13 protein-coding genes and 3 riboswitches are annotated in these 18,349 nt (G+C 35.2%); of the genes, 11 read left to right on the top strand and 2 right to left on the bottom strand.

The genetic code is table 11. From position 1 onward, the window contains the following. The gene (locus ACUN28_RS27385; protein WP_016089488.1) at positions 1-792 is read left to right on the top strand and encodes an endonuclease/exonuclease/phosphatase family protein; all 792 of its coding nucleotides are present in this window, start codon (positions 1-3) and stop codon (positions 790-792) included. Between the two features lie 306 nt (positions 793-1,098). Beyond that, positions 1,099-4,074, top strand: coding sequence for a YhgE/Pip domain-containing protein (locus tag ACUN28_RS27380; RefSeq protein ID WP_016089487.1), 2,976 nt, complete (start codon positions 1,099-1,101; stop codon positions 4,072-4,074). A 41-nt stretch (positions 4,075-4,115) separates the two neighbouring features. Here ACUN28_RS27380 and topB read toward each other — a convergent pair whose 3' ends face one another. Next, on the bottom strand, positions 4,116-6,305 hold the full coding sequence (gene topB, locus ACUN28_RS27375) for a DNA topoisomerase III (protein WP_016089486.1): 2,190 nt from the start codon (positions 6,303-6,305) through the stop codon (positions 4,116-4,118). A gap of 272 nt (positions 6,306-6,577) precedes the next feature. Continuing rightward, positions 6,578-6,687: riboswitch (TPP riboswitch) on the top strand. Positions 6,688-6,759: 72 nt separating this feature from the next. Between topB and thiM the strand changes: the two genes are divergently transcribed. The 3 genes from thiM (at position 6,760) to ACUN28_RS27360 (ending at position 9,260) form a co-directional block, all read left to right on the top strand. Beyond that, positions 6,760-7,566 (top strand): hydroxyethylthiazole kinase, encoded by an 807-nt coding sequence (gene thiM, locus ACUN28_RS27370; RefSeq protein ID WP_033659616.1) that lies wholly within the window; start codon positions 6,760-6,762, stop codon positions 7,564-7,566. Positions 7,567-7,582: 16 nt separating this feature from the next. Then, the gene (thiE, locus tag ACUN28_RS27365) at positions 7,583-8,242 is read left to right on the top strand and encodes a thiamine phosphate synthase (protein WP_016089484.1); all 660 of its coding nucleotides are present in this window, start codon (positions 7,583-7,585) and stop codon (positions 8,240-8,242) included. A gap of 82 nt (positions 8,243-8,324) precedes the next feature. Next, positions 8,325-9,260 carry a hypothetical protein gene (locus ACUN28_RS27360; protein WP_016089483.1) on the top strand — a complete coding sequence of 312 codons (936 nt, stop codon included), beginning with the start codon at positions 8,325-8,327 and terminating at the stop codon, positions 9,258-9,260. A gap of 58 nt (positions 9,261-9,318) precedes the next feature. Here ACUN28_RS27360 and ACUN28_RS27355 read toward each other — a convergent pair whose 3' ends face one another. Next, positions 9,319-10,632: an anaerobic C4-dicarboxylate transporter family protein gene (locus ACUN28_RS27355; protein WP_016136993.1), complete on the bottom strand. Its 1,314-nt coding sequence runs from the start codon at positions 10,630-10,632 to the stop codon at positions 9,319-9,321. 283 nt (positions 10,633-10,915) lie between these two features. Next, a riboswitch (cyclic di-GMP riboswitch) is annotated at positions 10,916-11,000 on the top strand. 143 nt (positions 11,001-11,143) lie between these two features. Here ACUN28_RS27355 and ACUN28_RS27350 point away from each other — a divergent pair. From ACUN28_RS27350 to ACUN28_RS27325, 6 genes are all read left to right on the top strand, one after another. Then, positions 11,144-12,883, top strand: a complete 1,740-nt coding sequence (locus ACUN28_RS27350) for a methyl-accepting chemotaxis protein (protein ID WP_016089482.1) — start codon at positions 11,144-11,146, stop codon at positions 12,881-12,883. Between the two features lie 61 nt (positions 12,884-12,944). After that, a riboswitch (TPP riboswitch) is annotated at positions 12,945-13,046 on the top strand. Between the two features lie 100 nt (positions 13,047-13,146). Continuing rightward, positions 13,147-13,467 (top strand): MTH1187 family thiamine-binding protein, encoded by a 321-nt coding sequence (locus ACUN28_RS27345; RefSeq protein WP_000082898.1) that lies wholly within the window; start codon positions 13,147-13,149, stop codon positions 13,465-13,467. Further along, positions 13,439-14,212: an ABC transporter permease gene (locus ACUN28_RS27340; protein WP_016089481.1), complete on the top strand. Its 774-nt coding sequence runs from the start codon at positions 13,439-13,441 to the stop codon at positions 14,210-14,212. The genes ACUN28_RS27345 and ACUN28_RS27340 overlap by 29 nt, the downstream gene beginning before the upstream one ends. Next, the gene (locus ACUN28_RS27335) at positions 14,209-15,207 is read left to right on the top strand and encodes an ABC transporter substrate-binding protein (RefSeq protein ID WP_016136994.1); all 999 of its coding nucleotides are present in this window, start codon (positions 14,209-14,211) and stop codon (positions 15,205-15,207) included. Before ACUN28_RS27340 ends, ACUN28_RS27335 begins: the two co-directional genes overlap by 4 nt. Continuing rightward, entirely contained in the window at positions 15,204-15,953 is a 750-nt protein-coding gene (locus ACUN28_RS27330) for an ABC transporter ATP-binding protein (protein ID WP_016089479.1), read from the top strand. The genes ACUN28_RS27335 and ACUN28_RS27330 overlap by 4 nt, the downstream gene beginning before the upstream one ends. 446 nt (positions 15,954-16,399) lie before the next feature. Then, positions 16,400-17,944: an ABC-F family ATP-binding cassette domain-containing protein gene (locus ACUN28_RS27325; RefSeq protein WP_016089478.1), complete on the top strand. Its 1,545-nt coding sequence runs from the start codon at positions 16,400-16,402 to the stop codon at positions 17,942-17,944. Positions 17,945-18,349 lie beyond the last annotated feature (405 nt).

Genomic DNA, 18,349 nt, shown 5'->3' with positions numbered 1-18,349 from the left:
ATGAAATTGCTAACTTTAAACTGTCACTCTTGGCAAGAAGAGAATCAAATGGAAAAGATAAAATATCTTGCTAAAGTCATTCAAGAAGAAGAGTACGATGTCATCGCATTGCAAGAAGTAAGTCAGTCGATACAAGCTGAAAATGTATGCGGTAACAAGAAAGAAGATAATTTTGGACTTTTACTACTAGAAGAGCTAAAAGTGTTACATGTAAAAGATTACAATATTACTTGGGATTTCTCTCATATTGGTTATGATGTGTATGAAGAAGGATTAGCGATTATAACGAAGCATAATGTTGTAAAAGAAGATACGTTCTTTATTTCAGAAAATAAGGATACAACGTATTGGAAAACACGTAAAATTGTAAGTACAACAATTGCTTATAATGGTAAGAACGTCACGCTTTACTCTTGCCACCTCGGTTGGTGGAATGATGAAGAAGAATCATTCCAAGATCAAGTTGAGCGTTTAATGGAGCGTGTAGATAGTAATGAACGATCCTTCTTAATGGGTGATTTTAATAATAACGCCCGTTTGCAAGGTGAAGGCTATGAATATATGATACAAAAAGGTTTGTACGACACATATGAACTAGCAATAGAGAAGGATGAAGGAACAACTGTCCAAGGTGAAATTGCTGGTTGGGATGAAAATAAACATAATTTGCGAATCGATCTAATATTGTGTAACCGAAGTGAAAAAGTTCGTTCTTCAAAAGTTATTTTTAATGGTATAAACCGAAAGGTAATTTCAGATCATTTCGGTGTGGAAGTACAAGTAGATATATAATAGAAGAAATCCTCACAGATGATGAAAAGCTGTGAGGATTTTTTTGAGGAATACAAGTATTTCCAAGAGAAAATACTTGTATTTTTTATGACATTTCCTATATATTTGTTATTATTGAATGTAAAACTAATTTGGTCATTTTGTATGCATACTTTTTTTACTTCGTTATATAATGAAGTAAGTGAAATATTTAATGGGAAAAATAGTGTGTTTTCGTTTAATCCACGATGTAGAAAGTGATATAATTGCAAAATGCATGTATCATTTTCTAAAGAAGGAAAAATATATAATTAGGTGATAACTTCTATGAAACAAATTTGGCGTATTTATAAGACAGATTTACGGAATGTAGCTAAACATTGGGCTGCAATTGTTATTGTTTTAGGATTAATGATTTTACCATCGTTATATGCATGGTTTAACATTAAAGCTTCTTGGGATCCTTATGGAAATACGAAAGGAATCCAGATTGCAGTTTCTAACCAAGATGTTGGATCAAATTTAAGAGGGAAAGATATTAACATCGGGAAAGAAATTGTAGATTCACTTAAGAAGGACAAAAATTTTGGGTGGAAGTTTGTTGATGAAAAGCAAGCGATTTATGGGGTAGAGCGTGGAGATTATTCTGCAAGTATTACTATTCCAAAGGATTTCTCTGAAAAGATTGCAACAGTCTTGAATGAAAATCCACAGAAACCAGAAATTGATTATTACGTAAATGAAAAGGTCAATGCCATTGCGCCGAAGATTACAGCTAAAGGTGCATCGGGGCTGACAGAAGAGATTAGTAAAAACTTTGTTAAAACAGCAAACGGCGAGATTTTTGAAATCTTCAACGATCTTGGAATCGATTTAGAAACTAACTTACCGAGTATTGAGAAGGTCAAGGATCTTGTCTTTAAGTTAGAAGCACAATTCCCAGAAATGAATACACTTGTGGATAAGGCATTAGATGATGCGACTCGGGCAGAAGATGTTGTGAAAGTAGCGCAAAAAGAGTTGCCAGTTGTAGAAAGTGTTATGAATGATGGGCAAGAAGCGTTAGGGAATTTAGATAACTTCTTTGCGAGAAATGATGAAACATTGAAACGTGCACCTGGAACAATTAAGAATAATTTAATTATAATGCAACAAGGTTTAGATAGTGCGGCAGCAATTACGGATTTCTTAAAAAATCCATCATTTGATTCTAATCTGACACTTCCAGATCCGGCTAAATTCCCGGTGTTGCCTAATATAACTATTCCGCACGTACCACAAATACCAGAAATTCCAGCGTTACCGCAAGTGAATGGTGAGGGGTATAAAAATATTGCTAAAAATATTGATCAAACTGTAAATAATGTTTTTAGTTCTACTCGTGTTGGAACGGCATATGTGAAAAGTGTTATGGATGGTCTTCAAAATAAGGGCGTGGATCCAGCTGTAGCACAGAAAAACGTTCAGGATGCTTCAAAACTTCTCCAAGACCGTATTGATAGTGTTTCATATTTAATTGATTTCTTTACAACTTTTAAAGAATCAGCTTCAACGGACTTTGGTAAACAGTTCTTTGGGAACAGAGTAGAAAGTTTAACGGTGCTTAAAAATTCTATGGTGGATGTTAACAATAGAGTTAAGCATGTAGGAGATTTAATTAGTTCCGGACAAGAAGTTAAACAAGATGTGCGAGATGCTGTGAATCAAAAATTAGATACAGTAAATAATTTAGTAAATCAAGCTGAAAAGGATTATAATGCAACATTTGTAGCAGATTTCGAAAAAGCAGTAAGCACAGCTGAGCAATTGAAAAACACAGCTGAAAATGTAAAAGAAGACGCTCAGCAGTTAAGAGGGAATTTAAATCAAGATATAAAAGCAGCAAATGATTTAGTAAACCAAACAAATGAAGCATTAGACAATGGTAGAGAAAAATATGATAAGGCTGTAAATGATTACAGCAGATTAAAAACGGAGCTTGAAAAAGCAAGAGAAGACTTAAGTAACAAAGGTGTTAATGGATTAGATTCTACAAAAGTAGCCTTAAATGAGTTAAATGGACAGTTCAAAGCAGGATGGAATTTAGTTAATGATATGATTCCGGTTATGGAAAGTACAAATAAAGTTTTGGGCGATGTGAATAGTGATAAAAATCTTAATGGCACAATTGCTAAGTTAAATAAAGCAAAAGATGGTTTGCAAAAAGGAATGGATTTAACTGATAAAGGAATTGACGCTATTAATAAAGGTCAAAAACCAGCAGCAGATGTTATTGAAAGTATTAATCAAGTGTCTAAAAATGTTTCGGGCCAAATTGGTGACATTTTAGCTAAATATGACTCGGAAATCACTCCGAATTTCAATGCAGCAATTGCTCGTACAAAAGAGATGTCTAAAAATACATCTCAAATTTTAGGCGAGGCAGATAAGAAGCTTCCAGATGTGAAAAAATTACTTGAAGACTCATCAAAAGGCTTAGTAGATGGTCAAAAGAAAATTGCAGATATTAAAGCTGAAATGCCAGCTACTGAGAAAAAGATTAAAGACTTAGCAAATAAAATTCGTGATTTTGAATCAGAAGAGGATATAAAAGACATCATACGCTTATTGAAAAATGATGTTGAAAAGCAAAGTGATTACTTCGCGAATCCAGTAAATTTAAAAGAGAATAAGTTATTTGCAATGCCGAACTACGGTTCAGCGATGTCACCATTCTACACAGTGCTTGCATTATGGGTAGGCGCACTATTAATGGTTTCGTTATTAACGGTAGAAGTACATGAAGAGGGCGCGAATTATAAGAGCCATGAAATATACTTTGGACGTTTATTAACATTCTTAACGATAGGTCTTTCGCAGGCATTTATCGTATCGATAGGGGATATATTCTTGCTCGGTACGTACGTAGTCGATAAATTCTGGTTTGTGTTATTTAGTTTATTTATTGGCGGAGTATTTGTTTGTATCGTGTACTCACTCGTTTCTATTTTCGGAAACGTTGGGAAATCGATGGCAATCATTTTACTTGTGCTTCAAGTAGCAGGATCGGGTGGTACGTTCCCAATTCAAATGACACCACCATTCTTCCAAGCAATTTATCCGTTCTTACCATTCACATATGCAATTAGTGCAATTCGTGAAACAGTAGGTGGCATGCTTTGGGATATAGTTATTAGAGATTTACTTGTATTAAGTGTGTTCGTAGTAGTCATCGTTATCGCTGCGTTATTATTGAAAACACCAATTAACAAATCGAGTGAAAAGTTTGTTGAGAACGCAAAAGGAAGTAAAATTATTCATTAATAAAAAAAGGTTCCTACCGATAGAGGTAGGAACCTTTTTGTTTAATCAAATTTTAATTTCTTTAATGCTTCTGCGAACGGGTTGTTTAATGGTTCTTCTTCTTTATTCTGTTGTTTCATATATTTTTGAACGTCGCGCTTATCAGCCTTGCTTCCAGATTCTTTTTTACGTCTCTCCTGGAATGTCGATAATTTCTCGCGATAGCCACATTTACATGCGAAAATTTGGCCAGCGCCTTCACCACGTAATTCTAACTTCTTCTTACATTGTGGGCAACGAGCGTTTGTTGTACGAGATACATTTTTACGATGACCACATTCACGGTCTTGGCAAACGAGCATTTTTCCTTTTTTGCCGTTTACCTCCAGCATTGGTTTACCACAGTCTGGACAAGACTTCGTTGAAATGTTGTCATGTTTATATTTTTTATCACTCGATTTAATTTCAGAAACAATTTCTTTCGTATAGTTCTTCATTTCTGAAATGAATACTTCTTTTTTCAGTTTACCCTTCGCAATTGCTTCGAGCTTTTGTTCCCAATCACCAGTTAGCGTAGGTGATTTTAACTCTTCTGGCACTAAATCGAGTAACTGACGACCTTTTGAAGTAATGTGAATATCTTTACCACGTTTTTCAAGTAAGAATGAATTGAATAGCTTGTCGATAATATCAGCTCGTGTCGCTACAGTACCTAATCCACCAGTTGATTTTAACGTATCAGCAAGTTGTTTATTTTGCGTATCCATATATTTTGTAGGATTCTCCATTGCTGAAAGTAAAGTCGCCTCGTTAAAACGTGCAGGTGCTTTTGTTTGACCTGATGTTTGCATAATTAACTTCACAGTTAATGTATCGCCTTTTTCAATGTGAGGTAGAAGTTGCTCTTTTACGTCATCGGTTACATCATCATCTTCAAAGCGATTTTCATATACTTCCTTCCAGCCGGCATGTAGAATAGTTTTTCCGCGTGCGATGAACGTTTCATTACCAACTTTTGTGCGTAGCGTTAGTTGTTCGTATTCGAATGCTGGGAATAAAACGGCTAAGAAACGTTTTACAACTAAATCATAAATTTTACGTTCTTTATCTGTGAAGGCCGAGAAGTTAACGTATCCTTCTGTTGGAATAATTGCGTGATGATCACTTACTTTACTATCATCAACAAATGACTTATTAGACTTGATAGGCTTTTGTAATACTTTATGTGCTAAAGGACGGTACTCTCCAACGCCACATGCTTTTAGACGTTCTGGGAGTGTTCCAACGATATCAGATGAAATATAGCGTGAATCTGTACGAGGGTACGTTAGCACTTTATGTTGCTCATACAATTTCTGCATAATGTTTAATGTTTCTTTCGCAGAATAACCGAACTTTTTATTTGCATCACGTTGCAATTCAGTTAGATCGTAAAGACCAGGAGAGAATGACTTCTTCTGTTTTTTATCAATTTCTACAACAGTAGCATTATGTTTATCTAAACCTTTTACAATACCATCGATTTTTTCTTTATTAAAACTGCGACTATTGCCGTTTGCATCTTGCCAAGTTAGTTTTAACTGATTCGTTGTTTGAGCTTCGATGCCGTAGTAAGTTTGAGCTTTGAAGTTCTTTATTTCATCTTCACGATTAGCGATCATAGCGACAGTAGGTGTTTGAACACGGCCGCAATTCAGCTGGGCATTAAAGCGAGTCGTTAAAGCTCGAGTCGCGTTAAGACCGATATACCAGTCAGCTTCTGAACGTGCAACTGCAGAAGCGTATAAATTGTCATATGCTTTACCTGGTTTTAAATTAGCGAAGCCATCTTTAATTGCTTTATCAGTAACGGATGAAATCCATAGACGTTTGATTGGTTTGTTAACTCGAACCTTATCAATAATCCAGCGAGCGACTAACTCTCCTTCACGTCCAGCATCTGTTGCTACAATAATTTCAGTTACATCTTTTCTAAGAAGCTGACTTTTTACAGCATTAAATTGTTTCCCTGTTTGTTTAATCACCGTTAATTTCAAACGCTCTGGTAGCATCGGTAAATCTTCTAAATTCCACTTTTTATATTTCACATCATAGCTTTCTGGATCTGCTAATGTAACGAGATGACCTAAAGCCCAAGTTACAATATATTTACTACCTTCAAGGTAGCCGTTTCCTTTTTTATCGCACTTCAGTACGCGAGCAATATCACGTGCAACGGAAGGCTTTTCAGCGATTACAACGCTTTTTGACATATTTAAAACATCCTTTCAAATTTCCATACGTTAACTATAGCATACATCTTCTTGAGATTCAGTTTCGCTCCAGATTTGAACGTTTTTTAGTGGGATAACATCTGTTTGAAAGTGAATGATGGCGACAGAACATAATATGCACCATGATGAGACTATGAGAAATAGATACTTATTTATTATACGTATTGTTTTATTAGTTGCTTCTATATTAAATAGAAAAGTAAAGAACTTGTTATTTTACTAGAATAAGAGTAGACTTTGAAGTAGAAGAATACTAAACACATGGGAGTTTGTGGATGCAAACTGAGAGTATGACTAATCCGTCATTGACCATTTGAACCTGTTGGATAATGCCAGCGTAGGGAGAGTGTAAAAGCACATGTTCAGGCACTTTGCGTACGCGCAAAGTGTCTTTTTGTGTATCTCCCATCACTATAGTTAGGGGATGAGAATGATGAATATAAAAGAAATTAGTAAAGTAGTGGATTTGGTGAGAGAATCTAATCCGCTCGTTCATAATATTACAAATGTCGTTGTAACAAATTTTACAGCTAACGGTTTGTTAGCGTTAGGGGCATCGCCTGTAATGGCGTATGCAAAAGAAGAAGTAGCAGAAATGGCTAGCATTGCTGGAGCGTTAGTATTAAATATGGGGACACTTCGCCCTGAAGAAGTAGAAGCAATGTTACTTGCAGGTAAATCAGCAAATGTGAACAATGTACCAGTACTGTTTGATCCAGTTGGTGCAGGAGCAACATCGTATCGAACAGAAGTTGCGAGACATATTCCAGCTGAAATCGAGTTAGCGATTATTCGCGGAAATGCAGCTGAAATAGCGAATGTTATTAATGAGAGATGGGAAATTAAAGGAGTAGACGCTGGTGCTGGAAATGGTAATGTCGTAAGTATTGCAAAGCAGGCAGCAGACGAATTGAATACAGTTGCGGTAATTACTGGAAAAGAAGATGTTGTTACAGATGGAGAGCGAACTATTCTTATTCAAAATGGTCACCCTATTTTAACGAAAGTTACAGGTACTGGTTGTTTACTAACTTCTGTAATAGGAGCATTTGTAGCGATAGAAAAGGATTATGTAAAGGCAGCGGTAGCCGCATTAACATTTTATGGTGTAGCTGCGGAACTAGCAGCTGCCAAGACAGTGGAAAAGGGACCGGGTAGTTTCCAAATTGAATTTTTAAATCAGTTAGCGAATACCACTTCAGGTGATATTGAGAAGTATGGGAAGATTGAGATTATATAGTAAGGAGGGGAACTAGATGTCGCGGATTACAAAGGCTGAAATGTCTAGGTTATTATCAGTATATTTTATTATGGGAAGTAACAATTGTACGAAGGAGCCACTACGAGTATTGAGAGATGCACTTGAAGGCGGTATAACAATTTTTCAATTTCGTGAAAAGGGGGAAGGCGCTTTAACGGGAGAGAAACGCATTTGTTTCGCAAAAGAACTACAAGCAATTTGTAAGGAGTACGGTGTACCATTCATCGTAAATGATGATGTGGAACTAGCTCTCGAGTTAGATGCAGATGGCGTGCATGTTGGACAAGATGATGAAGGAATTACTTCTGTTCGTGAAAAAATGGGGGATAAAATTGTTGGTGTATCTACACATACAATTGAAGAAGCACGTTGGGCAATTGAAAACGGAGCTGATTATTTAGGTGTTGGCCCTATTTTCCCAACGAGTACGAAAAAAGATACGAAAGCTGTGCAAGGAACGAAATGTTTAGCTCATTTTAGAGAGCAAGGAATTACAATACCGATCGTCGGAATTGGTGGTATTACAATTGAAAATACAGCTTCAGTTATAGAAGCAGGTGCGGACGGTGTTTCCGTTATTTCCGCGATTAGTTTAGCAGAATCTGCGTATGAAAGTACGAAGAAGCTAGTAGAGGAAGTAAGTAACAGTTTGTAGAAGAAGGCTATGTAGTATTAAAAGGCTACATAGCTTTTTATTTTTTTCTGATATTGATATTTAGAAAAAGGGAGATGATTGTTTGAAACGTAAACAGTTTGTAGAGTTGCAAAATGAATTATTTCGTTTATTCGAACAAGGAGACTTTGATGTTATTTATAGATACATAGATAAAGCGAAAAGAGAGTTCCCTGAAAGGATGGATAAAACTAGCTTTTGGGAAGCGTGTGTACTTTCGATAGAAGGGAAGTATGAAGAAGCAATTGTTAGTTTAAATGAAGCTTTAGAAAAGGGAATTTGGTGGAATCCACATACACTTATGCAGGATGAAGATTTAAAGGAATTACGAGAGAATGAAGCTTTTAAAATGATAGTGAAAAAGTGTGAAGAAATCTTTAAGAAACAGCAGCTAACAGCCGACCCGAAATTATTTACTTATGGAAATGAAGAGGCGAAGACAGGACTATTTTCTTTACATTGGAGAGGATCAAACATAAATGATTTTGCACCGTATTGGTATGGAGAAGAAATATTACGTGAGTATATGTTAGGTTTTTCTCAATCCTCACAAGTACATGGAATGAATTCTTATAGCTGGGATAATCATGATATAGCTATAAAAGATATTATGAAAAGTTTTAATGATTTTATGGGTAAATATGACTTGGAAGACACCATCCTTGCGGGAGCTTCTCAAGGGGGGAATATAGCGATAGAGTTAGCGTTAAAGAATATGTTAGAGACTCAAAAATTTATTGCAGCTATACCCGCTATTCGAGATGTTGAGGCAATTGAAAGTATAGTCGTATCAAATGATATAACGAATGTAGAAGGATATATTGTTACGGGAGATAAAGATCCGTTTTACGAAAACACGCTTCAATTAATGTCGATGTTCGAGAAATATAATGTGAACTGTAAATTAATTGTGAGAGAAGGTTTGGGTCATCTTTTCCCAGCGGACTTCACACAAATATTAAAGAACATAATGGCAGAATGGACAGTTAAAAATATTTAAACAAACGTTTGATTAAAAAAGCACAAACCCTTTAAAACTTTGGGTTTGTGCTTTTTCTTTAAAACATAATTGAAATTAAGAGCATTCCAATTCCGATAGAAGTGAATGTTGCGATTAGGCCTGGAATCATAAAGCTATGATTTAAAACATATTTACCAATGCCAGTTGTACCAGTGCGATCAAAGTTAATGGCAGCAACGATTGTTCCATAGTTTGGAATGAAGAAGTATCCATTTACTGCAGGGAACATCGCGATTAGTAGTGCTGGTGGAATACCGAGTGATAATCCAAGAGGCATTAAAGCGCGTACTGTTGCTGCTTGACTATATAGTAAAATAGATAGAATGAATAATGCGATGGCAAATAGCCATGGTGCACTTGTTACTAGGTGCTGAATTGATCCTTGAATCATATTTAAGTTTCCGTTAAAGAAAGTATCTCCCATCCAAGCGATCCCGAAAATAGCAACAACTGCTGTTGCCCCCGCTTTAAAGACGTTACCAGACACGATGCTTTCTACATTTGGTTTACAGAAAATAATAATAAGAGCTGCGATCGTTAACATAACCATTTCAATTGTGTTTGGCATGGAAAGACGGGCTAACTTCCCATCAACTATCCATCCTGGACGAAGTGCTTCAAATGAACCGAGAAGTACGACAAGAAAAGTTCCTACTAGGAAAAGGATAACTGATAATTTAGCTCCTTTTACACCAACAAATTCTTTTTTCTCTTCAATCTTAGGAATCATTCCTTCTTTTAATCGTTTTAAGTATTCAGGGTCTTCATTTAATTCTTTCCCCATTTTGCTAGCAACAAATGCAGCTACCATACAAGCGATGAAAGTAGAAGGGATACTTACTTTTAAAATATCTAATAAAGTGATTTTATAGTCAGCTAGCATTGCTAAAAGTGCAACTGTTGCAGCTGATATAGGACTAGCTGTAATTGATTGTTGGGAAGCGATTACGGCAATTGACATTGGTCGTTCCGGTCTAATACCAGATTCGCGAGAGACTTCTGCGATAACAGGAAGTACAGAATAAGCAACGTGACCAGTTCCTGCGCAGAGTGTAAATAAATAAGTAACAATTGGAGCAAAGAATGTAATGCGCTTTGGATTTTTTCGTAATGCTTTCTCAGCCAGATGAACAAGGTAGTCCATTCCTCCAGCGGCTTGCAGTGCACCGGCAGCTGTAATTACTGCTAAAATCATAAGCATTACATCAATAGGCGGAGCTGTAGGTTGTAAGTGGAAGACGAAAACAAGTATTGCCATACCAACGCCACCCATTACTCCTAGACCAACTCCGCCTAGGCGTGCGCCAATAAAAATGCAGAGTAGTAACGTAAGAAATTGTAGCCAAAACATGATAAACTACCTCCGAAATTCATTAGTTAAGATATATTCGAATAATTTAATTTAAATGAAAATTAAAATAAATACTCAAAACAATCCTTGTGTTATATACATTTTTTATTATATAACACAAGAAATGTAACATTCACGTAGTTTGTTAAATTATTTCGAAAAAATAATACATTAAAACTTTACATTTGCATCTCTAAATAGGTAGACATTTTAATTTTTATGTTGTAATCTTTTGTAGAGAATAATTTAATTCTCATAGAACTCCCATATCGTTCAACTCGTTCAGCGAGAAAGGCAAACTGATGGAAACATTAGGACGCAAAACTGCAGGAGCTAAGGCCGAAAGGCTACGCTAGCCAGTTACCGGACGGATAGGGTTGGTCTTGACCAATGCTCTTTTCATTGGTCTTTTTTTTATTTGTAAACAAATGAGAACTGTTATCAGTTGCTGGTAAGGTTTATATTTTAATAGTTTTCCTTTATATTAAGTTAATTAAGAAAGGTGATGTTGATGAAAAAATATTGGCACAAGCTATCATTTCTTCAAAAGAATGTATTGTTAACTGTGTTAGTTATTTTGACGCTTGTTGGTACTATGGGAGCGTTAAGTTTTAACATGTTTCAAAATAGCATGATGTCTATATTTGAAAGGCATTCTTTTGAAACAGGAGATACGGTATTACATAAATTAGACGAAGAAATAGTGAGAGATGTTACAAAAGATCCAGTGGCACAAAGAGAAAAGAGAGAGAAGTTAACAGAGAAATTAGATGAAGCAACGGAAGAGTTGAATAGTGTTGGACAAACCTATATTGTTGGAGCAAAAGAAAATGAAAAAGGTGAATTACTAATCGTTGATTTGTCTACAGGGTTAGCAAATGTTGTTGAAGTAAGGCCGGGAGAATATTATAAACAACCAGATCTTTGGATGAAAGCATATGATAAAGTAATGAGCACGAAAAAAGCAAATATGACAGAAGTATATGAAGACGCATTAGGAACGTGGGTAACGATATTAGAGCCAATTAAAGATGGAGAAGATAATATTGTGGCACTTGTTGCAGCTGATGTAGATGCCTCTATTGTTCCTAGTACAAAGGAAAAGTTCATTATACAAGGTTTAATGTTTATTTGCATTTCTGTTTTAATTGCAACTTTTATTCAATTCTTAATTGTACGTAACGCACTTGCTCCATTGCGAGATTTACGTGAAGGATTGCGCAAAGTCGGTGAAGGTGATTTAAGTATTAAATTAGAGGAAAGGCCAGATGATATAGGTATTATTAATGCGTATTTTAATAGTACCATCGAGAAGTTTAAAGGAATTATAGATAAAGTGAAGCAGACAGCAGAACAGGTTTCCTCATCTTCACAAGAATTGTCAGTGAGTACGAAAGAGAATAGCATGGCAGTCCAAGGAATCGTAAGTTCTATGGTTGAGTTAAGAGCTGGCGCTCAGTCACAAGAAACTTCAGGACCAAAGTATTTAGGTATTGTATATGAAATGGAAGATAAGATGGAAGAGATAAATAATGCTGCAAAACAAATGGCGAAAGAGTCTGAAGGTATGGAGCATCAATCGGTAAAAGGAAATGGTGTTATTGAACAGACGATTAATCAAATGAACATAATACAAAATGCAGTACAAGATTTATCTTCTACTATTTATTCTTTGGAAACAAGATCAAAAGAAATTAGTGATATTGTAACAGTAATTACCGGTATTTCAAATCAAACCAATTCGCTAGCTTTAAATGCTTTTATTGAAGCTTCACGTGCTGAGGAAACCGGAAATGGATTTGTCGTTGTTGCAGATGAAGTGCGTAAATTAGCAGAGCAGACGGAAGTATCAGCAAAAGATATAGCGAAATTAATAGGGGAAACACAAGTTGAAACGGAAGAAGCTGTTGTTTCAATGCAAAATACTTTAAAAGAAGTAGAATCTGGAATGAAACTTGTTGAAAGTAGTGGTGCTTTCTTTGGGGAAATTTCAAAATCAGCACAATCTGTTACAAATCAAGTTAGAGTTGTTTCTAGCAATTCAAGTGATATATTGCAAAATAGCCAAAATATTGTTCGTGTTGTAAATGAACTATCGCTTATCGCAAATACGTATGCGAATAGTAGTAGTAATGTTGAAGAAAGTATGAAAGAACAGGAAATGTCTGTACAAGATATTGCTGAATTAGCCAGTTCTTTAAGCTGGCTTTCACAGGAGTTACAAGAGTTAATTGGGGAATTCAAAAGTTAAATGAAGTGATTATATGTGCTTTTGTTTGTTCAATAAAATAAATCATGCTACAATGAAAACGAATTAAGGACCGGGGAGCCAATTGGCTGAGAGGATGTAAACAAACATCGACCCTCAACCTGATCTGGATAATGCCAGCGTAGGGAGTTACTTAAAGTGATGTAGCATATGTTATTCTATAATAACTTGCATACAAGGCTTTCCTACGCAGTAGGAAAGCCTTTTCTTGTTTTAATATTTCATTTTATAAGGGGGATTTTACTATGTCACAACAAGTTACAATTTCATTTTCAGTAGTACCACAAGCGAAGAACAAAGATGTGTATTCTGTTGTTGATAAAGCAATTGAGGTTGTACAACAATCGGGAGTTCGTTATGAAGTAGGGGCAATGGAAACAACACTGGAAGGAGAATTAGATGTACTTCTTGACGTCATTAAACGTGCGCAACAAGCTTGTGTGGATGCTGGTGCAGAAGAAGTGATTACTTCTATTAAAATCCATTATCGTCCAAGCACTGGTGTAACGATAGATGAAAAGGTTTGGAAGTACCGTGATGAATATGCAAAACCAGAAGCAATCTAAAATAATTACAACAATTTGGCTTATCCTTCTCATTGCGATATGGGAAGGATCTGTTTCATTATTTAAAATTGAACCGTGGATTTTACCGAAGCCTTCTGCCATTGTTCAAGAATTAATTGGAATGAAAGATTTACTATTACCGAATACGATACAAACGTTACAAGAGGTTATAATTGGACTATTTTTTGCAATTTTAATTGGGACAAGTATTGCAATTATTATGGACGTTATCCCTTTATTTCGTATTTTAATAAATCCGTTGCTTGTTATTTCGCAAACGATTCCAATCGTTGTACTTGCACCGTTATTTATTATTTGGTTTGGATATGGAATGCTACCGAAAGTAATGGTAGTAATACTCGTTTGTTTCTTTCCGATTGCGCTTAGCATTTTAGAAGGTTTTCAAACGGTAGATAAAAATATGTTGAAGTTGCTGCAAACGATGAAGGCAACGAAATGGCAAGTTTACCAGAAAGTAAAGTTTCCAGCAGTGCTTCCATACTTTTTCTCCGGTTTAAAAATTGCAGTTACATATAGCGTAATGGGAGCGATTATTGGAGAATGGCTCGGTGCAAGCGAAGGGTTAGGAGTTATGCTTACGAGGGCTACAAAATCTTTTTTAACTGCCCGGGTATTTGGTGTTGCAGCAATTATCGTCATGGTGACATTATGTCTGTATTTTATCGTGGAGTTTATGGCAAGAATAACAGCACCATGGATATATAGAAAGGACGGCAGAAAATGAAAAAAGGTTTAAAAGTTATGTTGGCTGCCTTATTAGCAGTAGGTGTGGCTGGATGTAATCCGGCGAAGAAAGAAGAAAGTGTAAGTAAAGATCAAAAAGTAAAAGTAGTATTAGATTGGTTCCCGAATACGAATCATACTGGTTTATATGTAGCGCAAGCGAAAGATTATTATAAAAAGAAAGGCTTAGATGTAGAAATTATTCAGCCTGGTGACAATGTAACAGCAGAGCAAATGATAGCTTCAGGAAAAGCTGACTTCGCAATAAGCGCACAAGAAAATGTAACGTTGGCTCGGGTGGAAGGTATTCCTGTTGTATCTGTAGGAGCGATTATTCAGCATAACACTTCAGCTTTTGCGTCACTTAAGAAAGATAACATGACTTCACCGAAAAATTTTGAAGGCAAACGTTACGGAGGCTGGGGAGGACCAGCAGAAGAAGCGACGTTGAAGACAATTATGGAGAAACATCAAGCTGATTTTAATAAAGTCGAAAAAATCATTTTAGGACAAACAGATTTCTTTAAATCAATTGGCCGTGATGCTGATTTTGAATGGATTTATTACGGCTGGGATGGTATTGAAGCGAAGCGTCAAGGAAAAGAGTTAAATACAATTATGGTGAAAGACTTAGACCCAGCGCTTGATTTCTATAGTCCTGTTATTATTACGAGTGAAAAACATACGAAGCAAGATAAAGACTTTGTGAAAAAGTTTATGAGTGCAACGACGGAAGGTTATAATTTTGCAATTAAAGAATCGAAAGAAGCTGCTGATATTTTAATTAAAGCTGTTCCAGATGTGAATAAAGACTTAGTACAAGAAAGTCAAAAGTGGTTAAGTACGAAGTATCAAGATGATGCAAAAGCATGGGGAGTACAGAAGGAAGAAGTTTGGACGAATTACATGAATTTCTTATATGATAACAAAGTTATTAAGAAGAAAATTGATGTAAAAGATGCCTTTACAAATGAGTTCCTTCCAAATGAAAAATGAGTGGATTACAAATAAAAGATATTGTGAAATCTTTCGATGGAAAGAATGTATTAGCAAATATTAGTGCTTCTATACGAGAGGGAGAATTCGTTTCCTTTGTAGGCCCAAGTGGTTGTGGGAAAAGCACATTATTAAATATGATTGCAAATGTTGAAAATCCAACAAGTGGGAATGTAACGTATAAGGATAAGTACGTACAAGAGCAAGATGTTGTAAGTTATATGCCACAGCAGGATTTATTACTACCTTGGCGATCAGCTTTGCAAAATATAGTTCTTCCATTGGAAATCGAAGGTAAACCGAAAAAACAAAGGCTGACAGAGGGAATGGAAGCATTAAAGCAGTTTGAACTAGATGAATATGCAGACCATTATCCAGATGAGTTATCTGGTGGTATGCGTCAAAGAATTAGTTTTTTGCGCACATATTTATGTGAAAAGCCAATTATGCTACTTGATGAGCCTTTTGGGAAATTAGATGCCTTTACAAAAATGGAAGTACATAGCTGGCTTTTAAACTCTTGGCACCAAGAGAAGCAAACAATCGTTATGGTTACACACGACCTAGATGAGGCGATTTTACTTTCAGATCGCGTATTTATTTTATCTCAAAGACCAGCATCAATAGTTGGTGAGGTACAAGTGAAATTACCTAGACCGAGAACGATGGATATGTTAACATCACTTGAGTTAAAGAAGGATAAGGAAGAAATTCTGAGAGTATTAGCTCCTTATATGAAAAAATAGAAAAAGCCTTTTAACAGTTTTTTGTATAATTACTGTTGAGAGGTTTTTTTATATAGGAGGAGAAAGATGAAATCTATAGAAAAAATAGTGAATTCATTAACGATGGACAATCTTGAAGAAGGAACAAAAGAAAAAATAGAGAATAGAATATAACAGAGTAGTTTATACTCTTAATATAACAAATGTTAAAGGAGTGAAAGGATAAAATGACTTTATCAACTGTTCTTCAAATGGTTTTAGCTTGATACGGGAGAAGTCTGCCTATTTTTTAAAATTAAGCTAAATTGAAGACAGCAGGTAAAGAACCTTAATCCTTTTTTACGATAATATGTAATGGGTAAGGTGTATTCACCTTACCCATTTTTTATATATACAATTAAATAAGGCTTTATACTGTTCTTCTCTCTATTTAGCTTATGAAGAAGTATAAGTAGAGGAGAGAAAAAATGAGTATATTAACAGTAGAAAATGTAAGTCATTCGTATGGTGAGAAAACTATTTTATATAATGCGTGTTTTCGACTATTAAAGGGCGAGCATGTTGGGTTAGTAGGGAAAAATGGAATTGGGAAATCAACATTGTTAAGGATTTTAACAGGAGAACTTATACATGACGATGGGAACATTGAATGGTTTCCACATGTGAAGGTAGGTTTTTTACAGCAGCATATGGATTTACAAGAAGGGATAACAATTGAAGGATATTTACAAAGTGCATTTTCTAATTTGTATGCGATTGAATGCGAAATGTTAAAAATTGCTGAAGAAATGAATGGAGCAGGAGAAATAGAAAAACTGTTAGTAAGGTATGGAGAATTACAAACTATATTGGAAAGCTCTAATTTCTATCAAATTCATACAGAAATTGAAGAAGTAGCAATCGGTTTAGGGTTATTTGAAATCGGGTTGAAAAAGGATGTTTCAAAGTTAAGTGGAGGACAGCGAACAAAGTTATTACTTGGGAAGCTCCTTTTAGAAAAAGCTGATGTTTTATTGTTAGATGAGCCAACAAACTATTTAGATACAGCTCATATAGAATGGTTGCAATCGTATTTGAGACTATATGAAAAAGCTTACATTATCATTTCGCATGATGAAGTATTTTTGAATAATATTACGAATGTTATTTATCATCTAGAAGAACGGAAGGTTAAGCGGTACGTAGGCGATTATGAACGTTTTTTGCAAAGTTATCAATTGCAAAGAAAACAATTACAATCTGCGTATGCGAAACAACAAAAAGAAATTGCCCAGTTAGAAACATTTATTCAAAAAAATAAAATTCGAAAAGCGAAACAGGCGAAAAGTCGGGAGAAAGTATTGGAGAAAATGCAAAGGGTTGAAAAGGTTAATCATGTACCTCGATCCCGTTTTGATTTCAATGTTTATGAGGAGCCAGTGAGTCGTATATTACAGGCTGAGAAACTGAGAATAGGCTATAGTGATCCGCTATTTCCAGAATTGAATTTACAAGTGAAAAAAGGAGAAAAGATAGCGATTGTTGGCCATAATGGTATTGGAAAAACGACAATATTAAAAACGTTATTAGGCCAAATAAAGCCGTTAAGCGGTTCAATTTCTGTTGGAGAACGAGTAAATCCTGCTTATTTTGCACAGGAAGAGTTTGCTTCAGAAACAACACCATTAGAGAAAGTTTGGGCAGAACGACCAGATATGACAAAGAAAGAAGTACGCCAAGCATTAGCAAAGTGTGGATTGAAAGAAGAACACGTATTAAAACCTATTCGTTTATTAAGCGGTGGAGAACAAACGAAAGTACGTTTATGTGAACTTATCGTAACGAAAAGTAACGTTTTAATTTTAGATGAACCAACTAATCATTTGGATATAGAAACAAAGAAATCTTTGCAGGAAGCGTTACAACAATATAAAGGAACAGTTTTACTTGTTTCACATGAGCCTTCTTTCTATGAAGCATGGATAACAAAAGTATGGAATATAGAAGATTGGAACGTTGAACAATATGAATAAAGAACAGGCATTAGCTTATAAAAGCTAATGCCTGTTCTTTGTGATTAACATGATTTTCGAGAATTCTTACATGAGAATTGTATGAAGAAGCACTCTTATGGTGCGCTTATAAGCGTGCTTTTTCTTTTGTTATGTTTATATTTATAATAATACTAGATGCCTTTCCCTAATAGGCGACTATCTTTCTTTATATATATAGATAGTTTAAAGTGGAATTAAAATAATTCCTATATGTAAAGGATAATGTGATTAGTATGGGAAGACAATAGAAGTTAAAGGAAATTCATGTAAAATTCAGATGAACTTCACACGAACTTCATATTAGAAACTAAATATAATTATAATAGGTTATTATAATATCGATTTGTGATTTTTCTAAAAGTTAAAAGTTTGAATTTAGGACAG

This window comes from Bacillus sp. WC2507, from assembly GCF_052656125.1.
Note: the sequence above shows the minus strand (reverse complement) of the source record. Positions and strands in the feature narration are given on the sequence as shown.

What these genes read in the sequence shown, in the direction of transcription:
- ACUN28_RS27340 (WP_016089481.1), top strand. Translation starts at nt 13,439, where the DNA reads ATGAATATGCAAAACCAGAAGCAATCTAAAATAATTACAACAATTTGG.
- ACUN28_RS27335 (WP_016136994.1), top strand. Translation starts at nt 14,209, where the DNA reads ATGAAAAAAGGTTTAAAAGTTATGTTGGCTGCCTTATTAGCAGTAGGT.
- thiM (WP_033659616.1), top strand. Translation starts at nt 6,760, where the DNA reads ATGAATATAAAAGAAATTAGTAAAGTAGTGGATTTGGTGAGAGAATCT.
- ACUN28_RS27350 (WP_016089482.1), top strand. Translation starts at nt 11,144, where the DNA reads ATGAAAAAATATTGGCACAAGCTATCATTTCTTCAAAAGAATGTATTG.
- topB (WP_016089486.1), bottom strand. Translation starts at nt 6,305, where the DNA reads ATGTCAAAAAGCGTTGTAATCGCTGAAAAGCCTTCCGTTGCACGTGAT.
- ACUN28_RS27355 (WP_016136993.1), bottom strand. Translation starts at nt 10,632, where the DNA reads ATGTTTTGGCTACAATTTCTTACGTTACTACTCTGCATTTTTATTGGC.
- ACUN28_RS27380 (WP_016089487.1), top strand. Translation starts at nt 1,099, where the DNA reads ATGAAACAAATTTGGCGTATTTATAAGACAGATTTACGGAATGTAGCT.
- ACUN28_RS27385 (WP_016089488.1), top strand. Translation starts at nt 1, where the DNA reads ATGAAATTGCTAACTTTAAACTGTCACTCTTGGCAAGAAGAGAATCAA.
- thiE (WP_016089484.1), top strand. Translation starts at nt 7,583, where the DNA reads ATGTCGCGGATTACAAAGGCTGAAATGTCTAGGTTATTATCAGTATAT.
- ACUN28_RS27325 (WP_016089478.1), top strand. Translation starts at nt 16,400, where the DNA reads ATGAGTATATTAACAGTAGAAAATGTAAGTCATTCGTATGGTGAGAAA.
- ACUN28_RS27330 (WP_016089479.1), top strand. Translation starts at nt 15,204, where the DNA reads ATGAGTGGATTACAAATAAAAGATATTGTGAAATCTTTCGATGGAAAG.
- ACUN28_RS27345 (WP_000082898.1), top strand. Translation starts at nt 13,147, where the DNA reads ATGTCACAACAAGTTACAATTTCATTTTCAGTAGTACCACAAGCGAAG.